19 protein-coding genes and 1 tRNA gene are annotated in these 23,067 nt (G+C 66.4%); 7 read left to right on the top strand and 13 right to left on the bottom strand.

Features of this window, described 5'->3' with window-relative positions:
- Positions 1-8: 8 nt before the first annotated feature.
- Both ABIC32_RS11355 and dusB read right to left on the bottom strand, forming a co-directional pair.
- Positions 9-2,279: a sensor histidine kinase NtrY-like gene (locus ABIC32_RS11355; RefSeq protein ID WP_354074236.1), complete on the bottom strand. Its 2,271-nt coding sequence runs from the start codon at positions 2,277-2,279 to the stop codon at positions 9-11.
- Entirely contained in the window at positions 2,276-3,331 is a 1,056-nt protein-coding gene (gene dusB, locus ABIC32_RS11350; RefSeq protein WP_354074582.1) for a tRNA dihydrouridine synthase DusB, read from the bottom strand. The genes ABIC32_RS11355 and dusB overlap by 4 nt, the downstream gene beginning before the upstream one ends.
- A gap of 95 nt (positions 3,332-3,426) precedes the next feature.
- Here dusB and ABIC32_RS11345 point away from each other — a divergent pair, with 95 nt between their 5' ends.
- Positions 3,427-4,578 (top strand): bifunctional 2-C-methyl-D-erythritol 4-phosphate cytidylyltransferase/2-C-methyl-D-erythritol 2,4-cyclodiphosphate synthase, encoded by a 1,152-nt coding sequence (locus ABIC32_RS11345; RefSeq protein ID WP_354074235.1) that lies wholly within the window; start codon positions 3,427-3,429, stop codon positions 4,576-4,578.
- Here ABIC32_RS11345 and ABIC32_RS11340 read toward each other — a convergent pair.
- Positions 4,575-6,863: a spermidine synthase gene (locus tag ABIC32_RS11340; protein ID WP_354074234.1), complete on the bottom strand. Its 2,289-nt coding sequence runs from the start codon at positions 6,861-6,863 to the stop codon at positions 4,575-4,577. The two genes, ABIC32_RS11345 and ABIC32_RS11340, sit on opposite strands and share 4 nt — an antisense overlap.
- A 40-nt stretch (positions 6,864-6,903) precedes the next feature.
- Between ABIC32_RS11340 and ABIC32_RS11335 the strand changes: the two genes are divergently transcribed.
- Both ABIC32_RS11335 and ABIC32_RS11330 read left to right on the top strand, forming a co-directional pair.
- Positions 6,904-7,392 carry a CinA family protein gene (locus tag ABIC32_RS11335; RefSeq protein WP_354074233.1) on the top strand — a complete coding sequence of 163 codons (489 nt, stop codon included), beginning with the start codon at positions 6,904-6,906 and terminating at the stop codon, positions 7,390-7,392.
- Positions 7,389-7,640 (top strand): sulfurtransferase TusA family protein, encoded by a 252-nt coding sequence (locus ABIC32_RS11330; protein WP_354074232.1) that lies wholly within the window; start codon positions 7,389-7,391, stop codon positions 7,638-7,640. Before ABIC32_RS11335 ends, ABIC32_RS11330 begins: the two co-directional genes overlap by 4 nt.
- Here the strand turns inward: ABIC32_RS11330 and ABIC32_RS11325 are convergent.
- Positions 7,597-8,481 carry a YihY/virulence factor BrkB family protein gene (locus ABIC32_RS11325; protein WP_354074231.1) on the bottom strand — a complete coding sequence of 295 codons (885 nt, stop codon included), beginning with the start codon at positions 8,479-8,481 and terminating at the stop codon, positions 7,597-7,599. The genes ABIC32_RS11330 and ABIC32_RS11325 overlap by 44 nt on opposite strands.
- A gap of 261 nt (positions 8,482-8,742) precedes the next feature.
- Between ABIC32_RS11325 and ABIC32_RS11320 the strand changes: the two genes are divergently transcribed.
- A complete protein-coding gene (locus ABIC32_RS11320) occupies positions 8,743-10,050 on the top strand; it encodes a diguanylate cyclase domain-containing protein (RefSeq protein WP_354074230.1) in 1,308 nt (435 codons plus the stop codon).
- Positions 10,051-10,056: 6 nt separating this feature from the next.
- On the opposite strand, the gene mfd is transcribed toward ABIC32_RS11320, so the two are convergent.
- Both mfd and ABIC32_RS11310 read right to left on the bottom strand, forming a co-directional pair.
- Complete coding sequence (gene mfd / locus ABIC32_RS11315; RefSeq protein ID WP_354074229.1) at positions 10,057-13,506, bottom strand: transcription-repair coupling factor; 3,450 nt, start codon at positions 13,504-13,506, stop codon at positions 10,057-10,059.
- A complete protein-coding gene (locus ABIC32_RS11310; RefSeq protein ID WP_354074228.1) occupies positions 13,506-13,862 on the bottom strand; it encodes a succinate dehydrogenase assembly factor 2 in 357 nt (118 codons plus the stop codon). Before ABIC32_RS11310 ends, mfd begins: the two co-directional genes overlap by 1 nt.
- Positions 13,863-14,006: 144 nt before the next feature.
- On the opposite strand from ABIC32_RS11310, the gene recG reads away from it, so the two are divergent.
- Entirely contained in the window at positions 14,007-16,094 is a 2,088-nt protein-coding gene (gene recG, locus ABIC32_RS11305) for an ATP-dependent DNA helicase RecG (RefSeq protein ID WP_354074227.1), read from the top strand.
- Here recG and ABIC32_RS11300 read toward each other — a convergent pair.
- Genes ABIC32_RS11300 through ABIC32_RS11280 form a run of 5 tightly spaced genes read right to left on the bottom strand, consistent with a single transcriptional unit; the run spans position 16,091 to position 20,180 of the window.
- Positions 16,091-16,885, bottom strand: coding sequence for an MBL fold metallo-hydrolase (locus tag ABIC32_RS11300; RefSeq protein ID WP_354074226.1), 795 nt, complete (start codon positions 16,883-16,885; stop codon positions 16,091-16,093). The two genes, recG and ABIC32_RS11300, sit on opposite strands and share 4 nt — an antisense overlap.
- Positions 16,882-17,664, bottom strand: a complete 783-nt coding sequence (locus ABIC32_RS11295; protein WP_354074225.1) for a TatD family hydrolase — start codon at positions 17,662-17,664, stop codon at positions 16,882-16,884. The genes ABIC32_RS11300 and ABIC32_RS11295 overlap by 4 nt, the downstream gene beginning before the upstream one ends.
- Positions 17,664-18,653: a DNA polymerase III subunit delta' gene (locus ABIC32_RS11290; RefSeq protein WP_354074224.1), complete on the bottom strand. Its 990-nt coding sequence runs from the start codon at positions 18,651-18,653 to the stop codon at positions 17,664-17,666. Before ABIC32_RS11290 ends, ABIC32_RS11295 begins: the two co-directional genes overlap by 1 nt.
- On the bottom strand, positions 18,650-19,282 hold the full coding sequence (gene tmk / locus ABIC32_RS11285) for a dTMP kinase (protein WP_112861909.1): 633 nt from the start codon (positions 19,280-19,282) through the stop codon (positions 18,650-18,652). The genes ABIC32_RS11290 and tmk overlap by 4 nt, the downstream gene beginning before the upstream one ends.
- 49 nt (positions 19,283-19,331) lie before the next feature.
- Positions 19,332-20,180, bottom strand: a complete 849-nt coding sequence (locus ABIC32_RS11280) for a septal ring lytic transglycosylase RlpA family protein (RefSeq protein ID WP_354074223.1) — start codon at positions 20,178-20,180, stop codon at positions 19,332-19,334.
- Between the two features lie 105 nt (positions 20,181-20,285).
- Here ABIC32_RS11280 and ABIC32_RS11275 point away from each other — a divergent pair.
- Positions 20,286-20,375 (top strand) — tRNA-Ser (locus ABIC32_RS11275).
- A gap of 40 nt (positions 20,376-20,415) precedes the next feature.
- Here the strand turns inward: ABIC32_RS11275 and ABIC32_RS11270 are convergent.
- Together ABIC32_RS11270 and ABIC32_RS11265 are read right to left on the bottom strand one after the other, a co-directional pair.
- Positions 20,416-20,994 carry a hypothetical protein gene (locus ABIC32_RS11270; RefSeq protein ID WP_354074222.1) on the bottom strand — a complete coding sequence of 193 codons (579 nt, stop codon included), beginning with the start codon at positions 20,992-20,994 and terminating at the stop codon, positions 20,416-20,418.
- 30 nt (positions 20,995-21,024) lie between these two features.
- Positions 21,025-21,576: a DUF2939 domain-containing protein gene (locus ABIC32_RS11265; RefSeq protein WP_354074221.1), complete on the bottom strand. Its 552-nt coding sequence runs from the start codon at positions 21,574-21,576 to the stop codon at positions 21,025-21,027.
- Between the two features lie 171 nt (positions 21,577-21,747).
- Here ABIC32_RS11265 and ABIC32_RS11260 point away from each other — a divergent pair, with 171 nt between their 5' ends.
- A complete protein-coding gene (locus tag ABIC32_RS11260) occupies positions 21,748-23,067 on the top strand; it encodes an Hsp70 family protein (protein ID WP_354074220.1) in 1,320 nt (439 codons plus the stop codon).

Here is a 23,067-nt window from a genome sequence, read left to right as displayed (position 1 = left end):
TTGCCTCGCTATTCAGCGGCCAGGGTCTGGAGCTTGCGCTCCGCGCCCTCGCCGCCTTTGCCGTGGGGTTTCAGGGGGAAGATCATGCACACGCGTGCGCCGCGCAGGGTCTGGGCGTCGGCCAGCTTCAGCTCGCCGCCGTGGTCCTCGCAAATGCGTTTGACGATGGCCAGGCCCAGGCCCGTGCCCTTCTCGCGCGTGGTCACATAGGGTTCGGTCAGGCGGTCCCGGTCGCGCGTCGGCAGACCCACGCCGTCGTCTTCGATCACGAAGGTCGCGACGCCGTCGTCGATCGTCAGCGACGCGATCACGCCCGCACGGTCCGACGCTGACGCCTCGCCTGCCGCAAGCCTATGCGCTGCAACCGACTCGCCCGCGTTCTTGAGGATGTTGATCAGCGCCTGCCCCACCATGCGGCCGTCGGCCTGCATTGTCGCCTTAGGCAGAGGCTCGGTGATGTCGACGACGATGTCCGGCGCGGCGACCCGCTGAGCGAACACCGCCTCGCGCAGCATTTCGGCCGGGTTCTCACGCGCGAACCGCGGCGCCGGCATGCGCGCGAAGGACGAGAACTCGTCGACCATACGGCCGATGTCTCCGACCTGGCGGATGATGGTGTCGGTGCACCGGTCGAAGATTTCGACATCCTCGCCGATCCGCGCGCGATATTTCCGTTTCAGTCGCTCTGCCGACAACTGGATCGGCGTCAGCGGGTTCTTGATCTCATGCGCGATGCGACGGGCCACGTCACGCCACGCGGCGTTTCGCTGGGCCGTCACCAGGCGGGTGATATCATCAAAGGTCAGGACCATCTCGCCGCCCAGACCACCCTCGATCCGAACACGCAGCCGCCGCGTGTCCCCGCCCCGGCTGACGTCGATGTCTTCCTCGATATGGGCCTCAGCGCGCCGCACCAGATCGCTCAGCTCTGGCGACAGGGCCGCGAGTTCATGGCCAAGAACCTCAGCATTCTCGATGTGAAGCAGTTGTACGGCGCTGTCGTTGATGGCCGACACCCGCCCGCGCTTGTCCAGGCCGATGACCCCGGCGCTGACGCCCGACAGCACCGTCTCGATGAAGCGGCTGCGATCGTGCGCCTCGTCGCTCGCGGCCTTCAGCGCGGCCTGCTGAGCCTGCAGATCGCCGGTCATGCGGTTGAAGGCGTCCGACAGGGTGGCGATCTCGGCCGGAGCGCCGTCGCTGTCGACCCGTGCGGTGAAGTCGCCGCCCGCGACCTGTCCTGCCGCCTTCACCAACCGACCGATCGGCGCGGAGATGCTGCTGGCCGCCGACATCCCCAGCCACACCGCCCCCACCAGCACCAGCAACGCCGTCTCCAGATAGCTGAGGATGAAGGCGGACTGAATCCGCGCGCGGCTTTCCTGAGCCTCTCGATAAGCCTGGATTGACTGAACCGACGTGTTCATTCGCGCCACAAGGCCATCCTGAAGCGGGCGCACCAGATAAAGATAGGCGTCGCCATAGGCTGGCAGGGCGATGATCGACCGGACGGCGTCTGGATGCTGCGTGACGGTTTGCGGAGGCTGCCCGCCGTCAGCTGCGGCCGCGAGTTCATCGCGCGGCGGCGCAAGATAGGGAGGCGCGCCTGTCCTTTCAGCGCGAGCCAGCACCTCGCCCTTGCCATCGAGAATATAGATGGCGGGATAGCCGAAGATGTCCCCAACTTGGCCTAGGGCGTCGTTAAACTGAATGCGATCAGCAAACAGGCTTCTCGCGCTTCCCAACTGATCCGAAATGGTGACCAGGTCAGCATCCATTGCGGCCGAAACGTCCTGGATATAGGCGCGGCCCACGATCGCTCCGTTCTCGACCGAGGCTTGGACGTTCTGGCTGAACCATTGGTCTACGCCTCGATTGACCAGAACGCCGAACACCAGGGCGATCAGCACCGACGGGACCAAGGCCACCATCGAGAACAGGGCGACGAACCTCAGGTGAAGGCGCGATCCGGCTTCATCGGTGCTGCGAACGAGGGTCAGCACGCGCCGGCCGACGATGATGGCCAAGCCGGAAATCAGGAGCAGATTGGCGGCCAGCACGATCAGGGCGATCTGGCTGCTCGATCCGCGCGCCGACCCTGATGTGGCCCCCGGCGCGACCGCCACCAGCCAGATGGCCGCCGCCGTGATCGCGACAGCCAGAAAGAACGCCAGTCCGAAGCCGGTCCGCGCCCGTTCGCTATCGACCCACCCCCAGAACGACCCGTCGTCCGACGCGAGGTCGGGTGAAGCGGTGCGTGCTGAGGGCGTATCCGTCATGCCACAGCAGTCTCCAACACCTGTGGCCCATTTTCAACAGCAGACTTACCTAACCGAGGCAAATCCGGCCGCCACAGTTCGTGCATCGCGTCTTCGACGGCCATCGGATCGTCCAGGCGGCAAATTCTTGCCTTCGCCTCACGACGGTGTTGCGGATCGGCCGGCCACGGCGCCTGTTCGATGTACCAGCCCAGATGTTTGCGGAACATCTTCAAACCCAGCGGCAGGCCGTAAAACTCGGCCGACGCCCGCAGGTGCTCGATCACGATCGCCAGACGCTCTTCCGGTCCGGGTTCCTCCAGCGCCACGCCGTCGATCAGCGCCCGTTCAAGGTGCGCCGCCAGCCATGGCCGGCCGTAAACGCCGCGTCCCAGCATCAATCCGTCCGCGCCGGACTGCGCCAAGGCCTGGCGCGCTTCCTCGGCGGTGATGATGTCGCCATTGACGATGACGGGAATGCCGACCGCCGCCTTCACCGTCCCGACCGCGTCCCAATCCGCTTGCCCGGTGTAGAACTGCTTTCGCGTGCGGCCATGCACCGTGACGGCCTTGACGCCGATCGCTTCCGCGCGGCGGGCCAGTTCCGCGGCGTTTCGGCTCTCGTCGTCCCAGCCCAGCCGCATCTTGACCGTCACAGGCCGATCGGTCGCCTTCACAGCCGCCTCCATGATCCGGCAGGCCAGATCGGGCGTCCGCATCAGAGCCGAACCGGCGGCCGAGCCTGTCACCTCCTTGGCCGGACAGCCGAAGTTCAGATCCACGATGTCCGCCCCAGCCTTTTCCGCCATCCGCGCCCCCTCGCCCATCTGCTCGGGATCACGCCCGACAAGCTGGATGACGGTCAGCGGCAGACCGGCCCCCACGGCGGCGCGCCGCACCACGTCCGGCCGCGCCCGCGCCAGTTCCTTGGCCGCCACCATCTCCGTTGCGACATAAGCGGCGCCCAGCTTGGAGGCCAGCACACGGAACGGCAGGTCGGTCACGCCGGTCATCGGCGCCATCAGCACCTGGCCGGGCACGGTCACATCGCCGATTTGCAGGGTCTTGGGCATTTCCGTCTTTCGCCGCATCGCAGCCGCCCTCGTCAAGCATGACCGCGGCGCTTTGATGGTTTCGCCCCGTCGCCGCGCGCACTATCAAGGCCGCCATGACATTCTCGGGCATCATCGTCGCGGCCGGTTCCGGCTCGCGCGCCGGCGGCGACAAACAGTGGCGAGACCTAGGTGGAAAGCCCGTGCTGCGTTGGTCAGCCGAGGCCATGCTGAACGCCGGCGCCGACGAACTGATCGTCGTGATCGCGCCTGACGCCGTTGAGCGGGTGGCGGACGTGCTGTCCGATCTGCCGCGTTGGAAAGCCGTCGCGGGTGGAGCCGCCCGCGCCGATTCGGTCCGCGCCGGGCTTTCGGCCCTGACCTGTCCGGCGGATCAGCCGGTGTTGATCCATGACGCCGCCCGCCCCCTGCTGGATCGCGCCGTCGTCGATCGTCTGGTGTCGGCCCTTGAAACTTCGGACGGCGCCCTGCCCGTCCTGCCCGTCGCCGATAGCCTGCGACGCGGAGAGGCGGACATCATGACCGACGTGGTCGAGCGTGACGGTCTTTGGCGCGCCCAGACGCCTCAAGCCTTCCGCCGGGGCGTGATCGAGACCGCCTATGACGCCTGGTCGGACGCCGAGGTTCCGACCGACGAAGCCGTCGTCGTCCAGCGCAGCGGCGGTGCGGTGGCCCTGGTTCAGGGCGATGCGCGTCTGATGAAATTGACCTATCCCGAGGATTTCGCCATGGCCGAAGCTCTGCTGCCCCAAGCGCAGCGTTATCAGACCCGCATCGGCTCCGGCTATGACGTGCATCGCTGGGGGCCCGGCGGGTCCGTCTGGCTTTGCGGGATCGAGGTGCCGCACGATCAAACGCTGATTGGCCACTCCGACGCGGACGCCGGTCTCCACGCCCTGACCGACGCCATCCTGGGCGCCATCGCGGCGGGCGACATCGGCGACCATTTCCCGCCAACGGATCCGAAATGGAAAGGCGCCTCCTCTGACCAGTTCCTGATCCATGCCGCCGAACTGGTCGCGGCGCGGGGCGGCCGCATCGTCAATGTCGACGTCACCCTGATCTGCGAACGACCCAAGGTGAAGCCGCACCGCCAGGCCATGCGCGACCGGATTGCCGGGCTGCTGGGCCTTCCGCTCGACGCCGTCAGCGTCAAGGCGACCACGACCGAAGGGCTTGGTTTCACCGGACGCGGCGAGGGTCTGGCCGCCCAGGCCGTGGCGACCGTTGAAACGCCCACGCCCTAGCGCGCCGCCATCTTCAACTGACGCACCAGCGATCCGAATAGATTGACATAGTCGTCCGTCCACGGACGCACCGTCGTCGGCGACAGCTTGCGCCAACGCGCATCGTCCCTGAAACCTTCCAGCGCCGCCGGGGTCTTGCCGATCAGCAGGGCTTCGGTGGAGGCTTCGGCCATGTCGCCCTGGCCCGACTGCTCGATATAGACCTGGTGCAGGTGCGGGACCTTCAGCGCCTGCGCCGCCGCCTCGGCCGGCAGGGTGATCTCCAGGTTCCGGTTCGACAGATGAAGCACCACGACGCCGTCGGGCGCCAGCATCCGCAGATAGCCGCGGATCGCCTCGATCGTCAGCAGATGCGTCGGCACGGCGTCGGACGAGAAGGCGTCGATGACCAGCAGGTCGTAAGATCTTGCCGGCTCGCGATCCATCGTTAGGCGCGCATCCCCCAGAACCGTCCGCACCGGCCCGTCGGCGCAGCCGTTGATGAAGCTGAACCATTGCGGGTCGCGCGACAGCCGATCCACCATCGGATCGATCTCGAAGAAGGTCAGCTGGTCCTGAGCGCGCTTGTAGGCGGCCATGGCGCCCGAGCCCTGCCCCACAACGCCGACGAGCGCGCCGTCCAGCCGACGCGCCTGCATCTGCAGCATCGCCTGCCCCAGCGGCGTCGAGGTCGCATAGTAGAGCGTGGGCTGACAGCGGTTCGACGGCGCCTGGGCCTGGGCGCCATGCAAAGTCGTGCCGTGCATTAGCACATGGACCGGCCCGCCCATCAGCGGATCGTCGATCTTGGCTACCCGCATCACGCCAAAGAAGCTGCGTTCCGACAGGGCCCAGTCATATCCGCGCGCCAGATGATAGCCGGACCATACGATGGCGGCCAAAACGATCGTGAACATCACCGCCCGATCGCGCACCAAAAAGGCGAACAGGGTCGCGATCCCCAGGATGGCTTGCGCGATCCGCACCAGTTCAGCGTCAGGGATGGCCGCGCGAATGTTCGGTGCGTACCGGACGGCCTCCATCGACAGCGGCCCCATCAGGGCGATCACCACGCCGGCGACGCAGCAGATGATCTCCCACGGCCTGATCTCGCGACGGCTCCACGGCCGCAGCAATCCGGCCGCCACCAGCACCAGCGGATATTCCCACACCATGTCGAAAACGGCCGGCGCGATCAGGCCATTGAACAGTCCGCCGACTACGCCGCCCAGCGACAGCAACAGATAGAATTCGGTCAGCCGATCCGGCGCCGGCCGTCGCGCCGCCAGCCTTTGGTGACACATCAGCGCGGTAAAGAAGAAGGCCGCCAGATTGATGGTGAACACCAGCAGCCATTCGCCTGTCCGGAACGCAATCAGGGCGGCGCAGGCCGCTGCCGCAGCCGCCTGCAAACCAAGGCCGATGGCCGGCGAAACAGCCGGCCGGGTCTGGAACGCGATTACGAACGTCAGCAGATAGAGCGCGAGCGGTATGACCCATAAAAAGGGCGCCGAGGCGACATCCGTCGTCAGATGCGCCGTCACCCCCAGCATCAGACTGGACGGTGCTGCGGCCAGCAGAACCAGCATGCCCTTTTCGCGCCAGGCGATCGGCGGGCTGGCCTCAAGCGGCGCGGGCTCCGCCGTCCCGATCTCGCGTCGTCGCCAGACCTGAACGCCCAGCCCCACGACCATCACCACGAACAGCCCATAGCCGACGCTCCAGCCCAAACGCTGATCCGACAGGCTGGCCAGCGGCTCGATCACGACCGGATAGGCCAGCAGGGCCAGGAAGCTGCCCAGGTTCGAGGCGGCGTAAAGAACATAGGGGTTCTGGCCGTCTGCATGTCCGGCCCGCACGCGCGCGTACCAGGCCTGAAGCAGCGGCGCGGTCGCGGACAGAACTGCGAACGGCGCGCCGATCGACACCGCCAGCGTCGCCAGCAGCCACATCGCCGGTTGGGACGGATCGGGATCCCCCAACAGGCCGCTGATCTGCAGGGGCAGGAAAAACGCCGCCACGATCAGCAGGCCCAGGTGAACCCCGACCTGCGCCCGCATCGTCGCCAGACGTTGCAGCAGGTGCGCATAGCCATATCCGGCGAGCAGCGCGGTCTGGAAGAACACCATCGACGCGTTCCACACCGAAGGCGATCCGCCCAGCGTCGGCAACAGCAGCTTGGCCGCCATCGGCTGAACGACGAAGACCAGACAGGCCGATGTGAAGATGGCGACAGCGAACAGGATCGGCGCGATGCGATCCGATCTCGCGGCGGCGGGGCGTAACGGATCGACAGCCTCGGTCATGGCTCTGGTTAGAGCGGGGTTCGCGGCCTATGGAAAGACCATGTTTTCCCAAGATATCGCGCACCTGGCGCAACAGATTGTCGCAACGGCCAGCGAGCGCGGCCTGATGCTGGCGACGGCCGAAAGCTGCACGGGCGGTTTGGTATCCGCTGCGATCACGGCCATCCCCGGATCGTCAGTGGTCCTGGATCGCGGCTTCGTCACCTACAGCAACGAGGCCAAGGCCCAGATGCTGGGCGTGTCGCTGGAAAGCCTGTCCGCCCATGGCGCCGTGTCGCAAGCCGTCGCAGTCGCGATGGCTGAGGGCGCCGTGGCGCACTCTCGCGCTTCTGTGTCGGTATCCGTAACAGGGGTGGCTGGACCGGGTGGCGGGTCGGCGGATAAACCTGTGGGTCTGGTCCACTTCGCGGCATCCGGACCAAAGGGCGTCGTTCACCGCGTCGAGCGATTCGGCGATCTCGGCCGCGACGGGATTCGCCAAGCCAGCGTTCGCGTGGCGTTGGCAATGCTGGCGGATCGGCTCGCGTGAGCGACCCAGTCGTCATCGACGCCAAGGGCCACCGCTGCCCTGTTCCCAGCCTGAAGCTGATGAAGGCGTTGGAAACAGCCCCGCCCGGCGCGCGGATCGTGCTGCTGGCCACCGATCCGATGGCCCGGATCGATGTGCCGTTTCTGATGTCACAGAAAGGCGGCCGCGTGATCGAAGTCGAGGACGGCGACGGCCTTCTTCGCTTTACGATCGAGACCGGCGCCCGGCCCGACGCTCCGACAGATTGACGATATCGGCCGGCGGCGTGTCGGCGATCGCGCGCGCCTTGGCCGCCAGTTCCATCTCGGTGGCGAAGGCGCCGCCGTAGAAGATGGCGTTGACGTTCCACGACAGCCAGATCAGCAGCACCACCACGGCGCCGACCGACCCATAGGTGGCCCCCAGCGGCGCGATCTGCTCGACATAGATGGCGCACAGCCACGACGACACGACCGACATCAGCGTCGCCACCAGACCGCCCGCCGTCGCCGGCAGCCAAGCGACGGGCGTCCTGTGGCTCATGGCGTAGCGGTAAAGCAGCGTCAGCCCGATCACCAAGCCGATGGCGGGCAGGAAGGCGTCCAGCGGCGCCATGCCGCTTCGCCCGGGCAGGCCGGCGGCCGACGACGAGGCATGCGCCATAATGCGCACGGTCACGACCGCCCCCGACACGACCGTGAACAGCGCAAAGGCGAAGATGGCCACAAAGAAGGCCAGCAGATTGAACTTGAAGAAGCCGTGCGGCTCGGTCTCGTCATGGATCAGGTTCAATCCCGCCAACAAGGCCTTGAAACCTCGGTGCGCGGCATAGGCGCCGACGAACAGGGCGAAGGCGCTCTGAGCGGACACTGTCCGCGCCGACGCATTGCTCAAACGCGTGATCTCGCCCTGAAAAATGGTCTGCGCCGCCTTGGGCAACAGGTCCGATAGGGCGGTCGCCTGGGCGCTGACTTCGGTGATCGACAGACCCAACTTGTAGAAGCCGATCAGGATGGCGATCGCCGGAAACACGGCCAGCAGGGCGAAGAAGGACACGCCGCCCGTATAGAGCATGACGTCACGCCCCCAGCTGCGGGTGAACGCTCGCACGGCCAGCCCCCCCCAGAATCCGGGCGCTTTCAGGACCGACCGTGTCAGTTGCTCACTCAAATCGGTCCCCACAACCGTTGCACAAGCGGCGGAACCTAGCGGAATTCGTATGCGGCGAAAGTCTCATCCGCGTGAGGACGATCATTCGCGATCCGGCCGCATCGCTTTGGCCGGCCGACATTGCATCCTTAACACCCTCGTCGCTATGGTCCGCGCGTTTCCGGCCGGCTAGTGGCGCGGCGACTTTTGGAGACGATCGGCTTGGCTTTCGACGCGCGCGTATTGATCCTGGCGGCTGACGATGGCCGAATCGGGCCGCTCGCTGCGGGTCTGGATGCGCTGGGCTGGACGACGGTGACCGCCCGTGACGTCGTCTCCGCTGAGATGACGCTTCAGGACTTTCCGCTCGAAGCCGCCGTCATCGACATCAACACCTTCGACGCCGACGTGGCGTCTCGCCTTCGCGCCGCCGCCGAGCCGCGCCGCCTGCCCATCGTGGTCATCGGCGCCCGCCCTGATTCGGTGAAGGGTGCGGATCTGACCATGTCCACGCCGCCGCATCCGGCCCAGGCCGCCTTGCGTCTGGAGCAGTTGGGCCGGGCCGCCATCGCCGAGGAGGAATATCGGCTGCGCGTCACCACCTTCGCCACGCGCGGGGTCGGCTTGGACAAAAGGGCCGACGACGATGGTCCCTTGCGCGTGCTGGCCGCCGGCGTCGCGGACCGCCGCTTTCTCGCCCTGTCGAACGCCCTGACTGCGGCCGGTGTCGAGGTGGTCGCGGCGCCGACGCCCTACACCGCCTTCGACTATCTGCACGAAAGCCCGTTTGACGCCGCCGTTCTGTGGGGCGCCGAAGACCATGCGCCGGCCCTGTCGATCGCGGCGGGCATGAAGCGCAACACACGCCTGTATCATATTCCGCTGATGCTTTATCTGCGCGGCAGGAACGAGATTAGCCTGGCTGAACTGTTCAACCGCGGCTTCGCAGACGTCGCCTCCGCCGACACGCCCGAGGGCGAAACGGCCGAGCGGATCCTAGCCCTGGCCGGCGCGCACCGCATTCATCTGGGCATTCGCAAGACGTTGGACTCGGTGCGCAGCCTGGACGTGATGGACCCAGAAACAGGCCTGTTCACGCCCGAACTTTTCGCCAGCCACCTAGGTCGTGTCGCCGAGGCTTCGCGCGGGCGAAAGCGCCCGCTTTCCGTCTGCGTCCTGCGGGTGCGCGAAACCGAATCCGTCACCTGGGCGCGTCAGGGCGGTTGGCTGGATCGCGCCATGCCGCAGATCGGGGCCATGGTTTCGCGCCTGGTCCGTGTCGAGGACACCCCTGCCCGCTTGGCCAAGGAGGTCTTCGCCCTCGCCCTGCCCGCGACCCACGCTGAACCGGCGCGTCTGGCCGCAGAACGAATCGCCGCCGTGATCGGCTGCACCGCCTTCGACGCCGGCCCGGACCGGTCGCCGTTCGTCGCCGAGTTCGACGTCGGCACCGCCGAGATGCGTCCCGACGAAAGCGCCGCCGCCCTTTTGGAACGCGCTTCGGCCGACCTGTTCGAAAAGACGCGCTGAGGGGCTTTACGCCCCCGCCACCCGCGCCAGATCGGCGGTGATCCGTTCGGCCACCTTCAATCGCTCTTCCGCCGTCGGCCAATCGCCTGAAACGACGATCTTCTGATCCGGTCGAATCTTCCAGAAGGCGTGGTTCTTCTGGATCAGCCCGACCAGTCCCGCCGGATTGGGGAAGCTGTTGTCGCGCAACGTCAGCACCGCGCCGCGCGGCCCGATGTCGATCTTCTCGATGCAGGCCTTACGGCAGTTCGACTTGATGCCGACGATCTTCAGCAACTGCTGCGCCTCATCCGGCAAGGGCCCGAAACGGTCGATCAGTTCGGCGGCCAGGGCTTCGCGATCCTCGGCCTGTTCGGCGTCGGAAAGACGACGATAGAGGCTGAGACGCACGTTCAGGTCTGGCACGTAATCTTCTGGAATTAAGACAGAAGCGCCGACGTTGATCGACGGCGACCAACCGCGATCTACCGGCTGTCCCTCGCCCTTCTCGCGCAACTCCGCCACGGCGTCTTCCAGCATCTGCTGGTACAGTTCGACGCCGACCTCGCGGATGTGGCCCGACTGTTCGTCGCCCAGCAGATTGCCGCCGCCGCGCTGGTCCAGATCGTGGCTGGCCAGCTGGAAGCCGGCGCCCAGATTGTCGAGCGACTGCAGAACCTGCAACCGCCGCTCGGCCGACAGGGTCATCGGCTTGACTGCATCGGTGGTCAGATAGGCGAAGGCGCGGGCCTTGGACCGGCCGACCCGACCCCGGATCTGATACAGTTGCGCCAGGCCGAACATGTCGGCGCGGTGCACGATCAGGGTATTGGCCGTCGGGATATCTAGCCCGCTCTCAACGATCGTGGTGGAGACCAGGACGTCATATTCCCCGTCGTAGAAGGCGCTCATCACCTCTTCCAACTGGGTCGCGCTCATCTGGCCATGACCGACGACGAACTTCACCTCGGGAACCTGTTCGCGCAGGAACTTCTCGATGGCTGGCAGGTCCTTCAGGCGCGGCGCGACGTAGTAGGCCTGACCCCCGCGATATTTCTCGCGCAGCAGGGCCTCGCGCACCAGCACCGGATCCCACGGCGTGGCGTAGGTCCGCACCGCCAGACGATCGACCGGCGGGGTAGCGATGATCGACATCTCGCGGATGCCCGACAGCGCCATCTGAAGCGTGCGCGGGATTGGCGTGGCGGTCAGGGTCAAGAGATGCACGTCGGCGCGCAGCGTCTTCAGCTTCTCCTTGTGCTTGACGCCGAAGTGCTGTTCCTCATCGACGATGACCAGGCCCAGGTCGCGGAAGCCGACCTGTTCGCTCAGCACCGCATGGGTGCCGACGACGATCTCGACCGAGCCGTCCTTCAGCCCAGCGCGCGTCTCCGCCGCCTCCTTGGACCCCACCATCCGCGACAACTGACGCACCTTAACCGGCCAGCCGGCGAAGCGTTCGGTGAAGGTCTTGTAGTGCTGGCGCGCCAGCAGGGTCGTCGGCGCAACGATCGCCACCTGCTGCCCCGTCATGGCCACGACGAAGGCGGCCCTCAGCGCCACCTCGGTCTTGCCGAAGCCGACGTCGCCGCAGATCAGGCGATCCATCGGCGTGCCCTTGCCCAAATCCTCAAGCACATCACCGATGGCGTTCAGCTGATCGTCGGTTTCCTCGTAAGGGAAGCGCGCGCAGAACTCGGCGAACAGACCCGGCGGCGGCGTGACCGCATCGGTCTCGCGCAGCGCCCGTTTGGCGGCCAGAGCGATCAGCCCCTCGGCCATGGCGCGCAGACGTTCCTTGGCCTTGGCCTTTCTGGCCTGCCAGCCTGCGCCGCCTAGCTTGTCTAGCTGAACGCCCTCGGAGTCCGAACCGTATCGGGTCAGAAGGTCAATGTTTTCAACCGGCAGATAAAGTTTGCTCTCACCGGCGTAGAACAGTTCCAGACAGTCGTGCGGCGCCTGCTGGATTTCCAGCGTCTTGAGCCCTTCATACCGACCGATACCGTGATCCAGGTGAACGACCAGATCGCCCGTCGTCAGGGCCGACGCCTCCGCCAGGAAGTTCGAGGCGCGGCGCTTCTTGCGCGGCCGCGCCAGACGGTCGCCCAGGATGTCGGTCTCGGAAATGACCGCCACCTCGTCGGTGACAAAGCCATGCTCGACCGGCAGGACGCCGCGCAGATACAGGTCTTTCGGGGCCGCCTGAACGTCGGCCCAGTCGCGCACGGCGACGATGTGATCCAGCCCGTGGTCGGCCAGCATGGTCGCCAGCCGCTCCGACGACCCTTCGGTCCAGGAGGCGAACAGCACCCGCTTGCCGTCGGCCTTCAGCGCCGCCGCATGGGCCGCCACCGCCTCGAACAGATTGACGCTGTCCTGCGCCCGCTCGGCGGCGAAGGTCCGGCCCAAACGTCCGCCGGCATCCTCGCCTCCCGTGGAGAAGGGCGTGAAACGACGCACGGCGCGACCCGCCAGCGCCTGGTTCCAGTCTCCGGCGTCCAGATAGAGCCGCTTGGGCGGCAAGGCGCGATTGGCGCTGGCCTGCCCTTTGGCCTTGGCCGCTTCGGCGCGCGCGTCGTAGGCGTCCGCGACCAGATCCCATCGCTCGGCGCGGGCCGTCTCGACTTGGTTATCGAGGAAGATCGCCGCGTCGTCCGGCAGATAGTCGAACAGGCTGTCCAAGGTCTCATAAAACAGCGGCAGCCACTGTTCCATGCCCTGACGCCGCGCGCCCTCGCTGATCATCGCATACAGCGGGTCGTCGCCCGGCGCGCCGAACAGGTTCAGATAGCCCGTGCGAAAGCGCGAGATGGCGGCTGCATCCAGCAGCGCTTCCGACACCGGCGCGAGGGAGACGAACGTCATCTGGCCGGTCGACCGCTGCGTTTCGGGATCGAAGGTGCGGATCGATTCCAGCTCGGATCCGAACATGTCCAGCCGGACCGGCTCCTCGAAGCCGGGCGGATAGACATCGACGACCCCGCCGCGCACCGCGAACTCGCCGCGCTCCGACACGGTCGAGGCCCGAACATAGCCGTTGGCGGCGAAATATCGCTCCAGCGCCTGGATATCGAGATCGCGTCCGACCTTGGTTTCGAACCCGGCCTGTGTCGTGACCGACTTGGGCGGCGTGCGCTGCATGGCCGCCGACACCGTCGTCACGACCAGAACAGGCGCATCGCCAGGCTTGCGCATCGCCAGCCGCGTCAGCGTCGCCATCCGCTGCGCGGCGATTCCCGCCGTGGGGCTCAGTCGGTCATAGGGCAGACAGTCCCACGCAGGATAATCCAGGACTTCAATATCTTTCGAGAAGAACTGAAACGCCTGAACGAAGCTGCCCGACCTCTGAAAGTCGCGTGCGACGAACAGGCCGACGCCGCCGCCGGCCTTGATCCGTTCGGCGACGATCAGCGCGTCCAACCCCTCGGGCGCGCCACCCAAGTCGGCGTCGGTTCGGTATTCGACCTTGGCGTCCATCAGCCGATTCCCTTGCCGACTTCGGCCGCGACGTGGGCGCGCATGAAGGCGCGCACCTTGGCCATCACCGGCGTCTCGAACTCGGGCGGCGTCGGATCACGCTCGATGATCCAGCCGTAAAGCCACTGATCTTCCTCGTCGATCAGCCGCTCGAACTGGTCCAGTTCCGCATCTGTGAAGGTCGGCGCAACCTGATCGGAAAACGGACCCAGAACCATGTCGGCCTCGCGAAAGCCCCGCCGCCAGGCGCGGAACTGAATGCGTCCCAGCCGCTGCCTGCGCTCAGGCGTCATCTGCTCAGGGGTCATCTGCTCAGGGGTCATTTCGCTTTCGGAACGCGCGTCGATTTCGGCCACAAGAATCCTTGCCCGGCAAAGTGGGAAGACGCTCAAGCAGCGAGCCACCGCGTGGAGAGCGTTAGCGTCTTCAAATGGAAGAAGCGCAGATAGCGTTCCTGAACGCACTTCGCCACCCGTCATGGTCACGCTATGTTCACGGCGATGCGTCCGCAGATTCTCTTCCCCCTGTTCGCCGAGGTCTCGACCCTTAAGGGAGTGGGCCCTCGCGTCCTGCCTTTGGTGCAAAAGGTGGCGGGCCCGCTGGTTCGCGATCTGCTGTTCCTCAGCCCGTCCGGCGTCATCGTGCGCCGCCCTGCTGAGGCCGCCAGCGCCATCGATGGCGAGGTCGGCGTCTTCACCGTGACCATCGATCGCCTCTTCACGCCCAGCCGCCCCGGCGCGCCGCTGAAGGTCCGGGCCAGCGATCCGACCGGCTTCGTGCATCTTGTCTGGTTCGGCGGTTCGCCCCAGCACATCGACCGACTGTTGCCGCGCGGCGAGACGCGGTTGGTCGCGGGCAAGGTCGAAAGGTTCAATGGCGAGGTTCAGATCGTCCATCCGGACATCGTGACGCTCGAAAAGGCCGCCGACATTCCGGCGTCTGAACCCGTCTATCCGGCGACGCAGGGGCTCAGTTCTCGCCAGTTGCGTAAACTGGTTCAGGGCGCCCTGCCCGCCGCGCCCGACCTGCCGGAGTGGCAGGATCCCGCCTGGCTAAAGAAGCAGAACTGGCTGGGTTGGCGCGCCGCTCTGGACGCCCTGCATGCCCCTACAGCCGAGATGGACCTGTCGCCCGACGCCCCCGCCCGCCAACGTCTGGCCTATGATGAGTTCCTGGCCCATCAGTTGGCTCTGGCCCGTCGTCGCCGCGCTCGCGAGATCAGGCCCGCCCCCGTCATCGTCCCCGGTGCAGCGTCCGAACACCTGCTCCAGGCCCTGCCCTTCCAGCTGACCAACGCCCAGGCCCAGGCCGTCGCCGAAATCCGTCGTGATCTGGCGTCGGGCCAGCAGACGGGCCGATTGCTGCAAGGCGATGTCGGCTCAGGCAAGACCGCCGTCGCCGCCGTCGCTCTGGCCGACGCCGCTTCGAGCGGCTTCCAGTCCGCGCTCATGGCCCCGACCGAAATCCTGGCGCGCCAGCATTACGAAAAACTCGGCCCCATGCTGGACGCGGCCGGCGTCGCTGCGGTCCTGCTCACCGGCCGCGACACCCCGGCTCAACGGCGCGAGAAACTGGCTGCACTGGCCTCGGGTCACGTCCAAGTCGCCATCGGGACCCATGCTCTGTTCCAGGACGCCGTTCGCTTCGACCGCCTGGCTCTGGCCGTCATTGACGAACAGCACCGGTTCGGCGTGAACGAGCGCCAGCGGCTGCAAGCCAAGGGCGACCCGCGCCTGGGCGCCGTGCATCTGCTGACCATGTCGGCCACCCCCATTCCCCGCACGCTTGAGCTGACGCAGTACGGCGAGCTGGAGGTCAGTCGCCTGATGGAGAAACCGCCCGGCCGCACCCCCGTCACAACCGCCGTCCTGCCTTTGGCCCGCATCGGCGAGGTCGCCGCCCGCCTGAAGACCGCTGTTGAGAGCGGCGCCCAAGCCTATTGGATCTGTCCGCTCGTCGAGGAATCCGAAGCCATCGACCTGGCGGCCGCCGTCGATCGCGCCGACGATCTGCGACGCCTGCTGGGCGCGGAGGTCGGCCTGGCCCATGGTCAGATGCCGGGCGCCGAGCGCGAAGCGGTCATGGCCGACTTCGCCGACGGCCGCCTGCCGGTTCTCGTCGCCACCACGGTGGTCGAAGTCGGCGTGGACGTGCCCAACGCCTCGATCATGGTGATTGAACACGCCGACCGCTTCGGTCTGGCCCAGTTGCACCAGTTGCGCGGCCGCGTCGGTCGCGGCGCCAAGGCCAGTTCCTGCATCCTGCTGTATGGCGGTCAGGACGGCTCCCTCGGCGAGACGGCGAAAGAGCGGCTCGAAACCCTGCGTCGCACCGAGGACGGATTCGTCATTGCCGAGGAAGACTTCCGCCTGCGCGGCGGCGGCGATCCCCTGGGCCTGAAACAGAGCGGCTTTCCCGCCTACCGCTTCGCCGACCCGATCCGCCACCGCAGCCTGATGCTGGCCGCCGCCGATGATGCCCGGCTGATCATGAACCGCGATCCTGATCTGACGTCGGAACGCGGCCAGGCGGTGCGGGTGCTGGAAGAGCTATTCGACTGGAAAAATCACAAGGGCGGCGCAAGCTAGCCGATCACTCGGCTCCAGCCATCGAATCCGACCTCGACGTTTTCGGGAACAAGCGCCGACAACGCCTTGTAATCCATGTCGATGTGCAGATTCGTCAGCACCGCGCGCTCCACGTCTGCGGCGGCGATCCACGCCAGGGCCTGGTCCAGATGGGCGTGGGTTGGGTGCGGCGCGTAACGCAGTGCATCCACGATCCAGAGCTTACAGCCAGCCACCGCCGCCAAGGCCGCCTCGTCCAGATCGGACACATCGCTGGAATAGGCGACATCGCCTAACCGATAGCCGACCGAGCGGATCGGCCCGTGCGCCTGGTCGAAAGTCGTCACCGGTATCGCGCCGCCTGCGCCCTCGACGGACCAGGCTACGCCGTGCTGCGGAATGATCCGTCCGTCCAGCAACGGCGGATAACCGAACTTGCTCTCGAAAATGTAGTCGAACCGATGCGTCAGCGAGCCGTGCGTCGCTTCATCCATCCACGCCGGTATCCGCTTCCTGGCCCGCGCGGCGAAGGTGCGCAGGTCGTCGATCCCATGGGTCTGGTCAGCGTGGTCGTGGGTATAAAGAACCGCATCCACATGTTTCGTGCCGCTGGCCAGCATCTGTTCGCGCAGGTCCGGCGAAGTGTCGATCAGGACAGTGGTCACCCCCTCCGGCCCGGTCTTCCTCGCCAGCATCGAACAGCGCGTTCGCCGGTTCTTGGGCTCGGTCGGGTCGCAGGCGCCCCAGTCGCCGTCCCCGCGCGGCACCCCGCCCGACGATCCGCTGCCCAGAATGACGACTTCGAAACTCATGCGGGCCTGGGTATCCGGTCAAAGAGGCCGAAGAAGGCCTCGGTCGTGATGCGGTCCGCCTCCTCGGCGCTCCAGCCTCGGATTTCGCCCAGCTTTTGCAATACATGACCGATGTAGGCCGGCTCGTTGCGCCGTCCGCGATGCGGAATAGGCGCCAGATAGGGGCAGTCGGTCTCGACGATGATCCGGTCGCCCGGCATGTCGCGGATCACCGCCCGCACGTCCTCGGCCGCCTTGAACGTCGCGATGCCGGACACCGAAAACCAAGCGCCCATTTCAGCAGCTACTTTCGCCAGTTCCGCACCACTCGTATAGCAGTGCATCAACATCTTGAACGGCCCTGCGGCATATTCCTCGCGCAGGATCGACGCCATTACGTCGTCCGCCTCACGCGTATGGATCACCAGCGGCAGATCGGTTTCGCGCGCCGCCGCCACATGCTGCCGGAACACCGCCGCCTGCAGCTCGCGCGGGCTGAAGTCGTAGTGGAAATCCAGACCGCATTCGCCGATCCCGACCACCTTGGGCCGCTGGGCCAGTTCGATCAGGGTCGCCGCCGTCAGGTCCGCCGCATCCTTGGCCTCGTGCGGATGGACCCCGACCGTGCACCAGATGTCCTCATTGGCCATAGCGATCCCGTGGGTCGCCTCGAAGGTCGTCAGCTTGTCGGAAATCTCCACCATCAGCCCGACGCCCGCCTCTCTCGCGCGCGCGATCACGGCGTCCCGGTCCTCATCGAACTGCGGCGCGTGCAGGTTCACGTGACTGTCGATCAGCATCAGCCCATCCGCTCCTGCTGGGCTTGAACCCGCTTCAGGTCCGCCAGCGCGCCGGCCAGCACATCGGCCTTGTCCAAGTTCAGCCCCGCCGCCCGTTCCGGCAGCGGCTGCAGCCGCTCCCATAGTTCAGCCCATCGATTGCCGGCGCCGGGGGCGCTCTGCAAGGCGCGCATGCGCACCGCCGCGATCAGCCGGTCCATCAGGGTCTCGAACCGCTCCTGCCCCTCGGCGCCGCGGAACCGGTCGGCGATGGCCAGGGCTTCGGCCCGGTCCACATCGCCCTCGACCCAGCGCCGCGCCAGCTGGTCCATCTCGAACGTCGCGCCTGACGCCAAGGCCAGGGCTGCGCCCGGCGATCCGCCCGCCATGGTCGCCGCGTGTTCGGCGTCCTCACGCTCCGCGCCCGTCCGGTTGCGCACCAAAGTTTCCAGCCGTTCCGGCGTCCAGATTGGGAAGGTCAGCCGCCGGCACCGTGACCGGATCGTCGCGAGCAACCGTCCCGGCGCATGGGTCACCAGAAACAGCACGCCGCGCTCGGGCGGCTCCTCAAGAACCTTCAGCAAGGCATTGGCGGCATTCAGGTTCAGGTCGTCGGCCGCGTCGATGATCGCCACCCGGAACTGGGCCTGAGACGGGCTCTTGGAAAAGAACTCCGGCAGTTCGCGCGACTGATCGACCGAGATCGACTTCTTGGTCTTACCCCCCTCGACCAGCCGTTCCAGCACCAGCAGGTCCGGATGCGACTGGGCCGAGATCAGCCGGCTAACCGGATCATCGCGTCGGGCGCCCAGCGGCCCGGACGCCGGATCGGCCGCCGCGCCCAACAACCGCCGCGCCGCGCGATAGGCGAAGGTCGCCTTGCCCGTCCCCTCGACCCCGCACAACAGCCAGGCGTGGTGCAGCCGCCCCCGTTCCCAGGCGTCCAGAAACGCCGTCTCCGCCGCGGCATCAGGGATCAGGTCGAACCGGTCACGCGGGTGATCGCTCACAGCAGCCGGTCCTGAACCGCCTGCCAGACTCGCGCCTCGACCTCGTCCAGCGATCCGACGGCATCGATCAGCACGCAACGCTGCGGATTGGCCTCGACGATGCGCAGAAAGCCCTCGCGCAGCCGCTGATGGAATTCCAGACCCTTGGATTCGAACCGCGTCTCGAACAGGCCGCGCCCGAACGCCCGCTCCAGCCCGACCTCGACCGGCAGGTCGAACACCAGGGTCAGGTCCGGCTGGTCGTCCCCGACCACGCCCGCGTCGATCTGTTCGATGAAGCTTTGCGCCACGCCGCCGCCAGCGCCCTGGTAGGCCCGGCTCGAATCGGCGAACCGGTCGCACACCACCCAGTCGCCGGCCGCCAGCGCCGGGCGGATGGTCCGCTCCAGATGGTCCGAGCGCGAGGCGTACATCAGCAGGGTCTCGGTCATGGCCGACCACGGCTCCGCGTCCGTGGCCACCACCAGATTGCGGATCACCTCCGCGCCTTTGGACCCGCCCGGTTCGCGCGTGCGCACGACCTTGCGCTCGCCCAGCACCGTCTGCAGCCGCGCGACCAGCCGCCCGACCTGGGTCGATTTGCCGGCGCCCTCGCCGCCTTCGAAGCTTATGAATTGTCCACGGGTCACGCGCCTTCATGGCGCGCCGACGCCGCCCGGCGCAAGCCCGCCCGCGCGATCAGCTGCCGGATATCAACAGAGCGCCTGCATAACCCCGCGCCACGACCGACTGACGCGCCGCCTCGGCGGCATTGGCGCTGTCCCACGGCCCCACTAGCACATTGAACCGCCCCGCGCCCCGATCAGCGCGCACCCAGCCGCTCAGGCTGTCGGCGATTCGCCCGGCCTCGACCTGGTCCGAGAAACTGCCCGCCTGGACCCAGAAGGTCGTCACCTCCGCAACCACGACCGGCGTGGGGGCGATGACGGGCGTGCTGACGGGCGGGCTGGCCGGGACCGCGCCTCGCGGCGTCGGCGCCGAGGCCCGCAACAGCGTGCCCCCGCCCTGCTGCGGCGCCCGGCCGAGGTAGCGCACCCGCACCCGCCCCACGCCCTGCGACAGCATCCCCAGTTCGCTCGCCGCCTCGCGCGACAGGTCGATGATCCGGCTGTCCACGAACGGCCCGCGGTCATTGATCCGCACCACCAGCCGCCGCCCGTTCTCCAGGTTCGTCACCTCGACCAGACCGGGCAGAGGCAGGGTCTTGTGCGCCGCCGTCAGGGCATGCATGTCGAACCGCTCGCCGGTCGAGGTCGGCCGCCCGTTGAAGGCGTCGCCGTACCAGGACGCCATCCCCACCTCCTCGTAATCCGGCTGTTCCTTTGGCGTGTACCAACGACCGCGCACCTGATAGGGCCGCATCGTCCCCGACACGATCGGCGCGGGGTCCTTTACGACCGGCGGTTGGTTCTCGACGCGCCCGGCGACCGACCCGCGCACGCCCGCTCCGCCGACAGTGGAACAGGCGGCCAGCAGCGAAAACAGCCCCAGGATCAGCGCGCCGCGCACTCCCTGTCCAAACGTCATCGACCCGCCTCGCAAAAAATACGAAAACAGGATGACCGAAGACATTTCCGCTTTGGTTAATGACCCGTTCGCCTGCTATGGCGTCCGCCTCCGCTCCGGCGGCAAGGAAGTGTGGCCGAGTGGTTTAAGGCACTGGTCTTGAAAACCAGCGACGGTGAGAGCCGTCCGTGGGTTCGAATCCCACCGCTTCCGCCATTCCCTATTGATTAGCTTAGGAAATATCCCCAAGTCGGGGCTACCCATCAATCGGCCCACTATTGCGATTTCTGGCGTATGATCGGCCTTCTCTATCGTATCTTAGGTGCAGGCTGCGCTTTAGGCGCGGCGGTTTGACCCCTTCATAGAGTGCGCTCAGCAAGGCTTCGCCGCTCAGCCGAGGGTGTGTCACGTAGTTGATGAGGTGGATATGGGGGCCCGCCACCCAATGCTCGCCTGACGTATCGCGCTGATCGAAATAGATCAGGTGCCATTCGTGGGTGTATTCCCTGAGCCAGAAGAAGTGCCCGTTGAACAGCCTACGTTCCTTGAACGTCGCCATCACCTTTTTCACCGTAGTCTTCGCGTCTTTTGACAGTGGCCCCACACCGTTAGTCGACAGCGCTCTGAGATTTTCCGGGGTAAGCTCAAGATGCGGCGGGTGGTAGTGCCGATGGACTGCGATATGGCCAATCGGGATAGCCCCAACATCGCTTGCCAAGATTAGACCTGAAAGGTCGTCGCTACGAATAACGACCCGTTTCGCGTAGGCCGCCAGAGCATGAACGTCTGTAATGTCTAGAAACTCGAGGAATTCTAGCGTCTGCTGCGATGCCATTGGGGCTCTAAGTTTCTATGAGGCTATCGCTCACTTCGGGTCGCCGTCCAAAAGATCGGCCGGAAGGTCGATGCGCTTCATCTGCCAGGTGAAGAAGCCCTGCCGGCGCATGACCAGATCCATGGGGTCACTATCGGCGGAGTCGATCGTGACCTTGAACGTATCGAGGTCCGTGTAGCCATAGCTCATCTTTGGCTTTTCAGCGGGCGGCGGAGGCGGTGCGGGGTCCGTAGCGGCCTTTGGCTTCTGTCCCTTCACGATGTTCGCCATACCATCTGGGGTGACGTAGGCGTCGATCGCGGTATTCACCATCGCGGGGATCATCATCAAGGCGATCCCGGCGAAAGGATTGCTCTGCATTTCCGGATCAGCCGACATACGCTTGTTCATGGCTACGGTAAGCTGGCTCTTCAGGCTGTCCCGAACGGACGGGAAATCCACCAGCCTCTCCAGCTTATCGCGATCACCCTTTTCTGCCGCCGAGCGAAGGCCTTGGAATGCCAAGACGGGTGAAGCGGCGTAAAGCGCCAAGAAGCCGACGGCGACCACGACGGCGCCGGCGATGATGTATTTGCGTTTCATAAAGCGCCTCCCAGACGCGAAGATGCGCGACCTACGCGAGAAATGCGAGTCAACAACGACGCCCCAGGAGTCCTTGGTCCGGCATGCAAGCTGCTGCTCTAGCCTCGCATTAGCCCTTGCTATTGCCTCGTCTGCCGTTAGGAACCCGGCTCCCCTGCCTGGAGCCCTGCCATGACGGCGACGAAACCGATGACGATCGGGATCGATTTCGGCACGACCAATACGGTCGTGGCCCTGACCGATGCGGACGGCCTCGCCCATCTCGTGACCTTCGACGCGGTCGAGGGCCAGACGACCACCTTCCGCTCGGCGCTCAGTTTCCAGACCCATCCCGGCGTCGACGGCCAGCCGCCCGAGCGCGTGGTCGAGGCCGGGCCCTGGGCCATCGCCGCCTATGTCGAGGATCCGCTGGAGACCCGCTTCATCCAGTCGTTCAAGACCTTCGCCGCCAGCGCCGCCTTCACCGAAACCCGGATCGACAACAAACGCTACGCCTTCGAGGATCTGCTGGCCGCCTTCCTGCTGCGCCTTCGCTACCACGCCGGCGACGCACTGGCTGCTGCGCCGCCCGCCGTCATCGTCGGCCGTCCCGTCACCTTTGCGGGCGGCAATCCGGACGAGACCCTGGCCCTGTCGCGCTATCAGACGGCGTTCGAGCGGCTGGGCTTCACCGACATCCGCTATGCGCACGAGCCGGTCGGCGCCGCCTTCTATTTCGCGCGCCAGCTGAAGGCGGACGCCACGGTCCTGGTCGCCGACTTCGGCGGCGGCACCAGCGACTTCTCCATCATCCGGTTCGAACATACGCCCGACGGCCTGCGGTCGACGCCGCTGGCCCGCTCGGGGGTGGGCGTGGCGGGCGACGCCTTCGACTACCGGATCATCGACCAACTGGTCTCGCCCGAACTCGGCAAGGGCGGTCTCTACAGTTCGGTCGGCAAGCAACTGCCGATTCCCCAGCGGTATTATTCCGCCTTCGCCCGCTGGGATCAGCTGGCCCTGCTACGCGCCTCGCGCGACATGCGCGACATCCGCGCCCTGGCCCGCACCGCACTGGAGCCGGAGAAGGTCGAGCGCCTGATCGAGGTGCTGGACGACAACCACGGCCATGACCTGTACCGCGCCGTCTCCACGCTGAAGATGGCCTTATCAGCTGACGACCAGGCGACCTTCCTGTTCCAGGCCGGGGGCGTCCATATCGAAAAGCCGGTCGCCCGCGCCGATTTCGAACGCTGGATCGCGCCGGAACTTACCGCCATCGAAGGGGCGGTGGATCAGGCGATGGCCCGCAGCGGCCTGGCGCCGGACGCCATCGACCGCGTCTTCCTGACCGGAGGCACCTCCTTCGTGCCGGCCGTGCGGGCGCTTTTCCAGAACCGCTTCGGCGCCGATCGGATTGAGACAGGCGGCGAGTTTGAATCCATCGCCGCCGGCCTGGCCCTGATCGGGCGCGAAGCGGATCTGGATTTGTGGAGCGAAAAGGCGGTCTAG

Origin of the sequence: Brevundimonas sp. 1080, from assembly GCF_040545985.1 — a bacterium.
In the GTDB taxonomy this organism is placed as follows: Bacteria; Pseudomonadota; Alphaproteobacteria; order Caulobacterales; family Caulobacteraceae; genus Brevundimonas.
The sequence above is the reverse complement of the archived record's forward strand: the minus strand, read 5'-3'. Positions and strand labels throughout refer to the sequence as shown.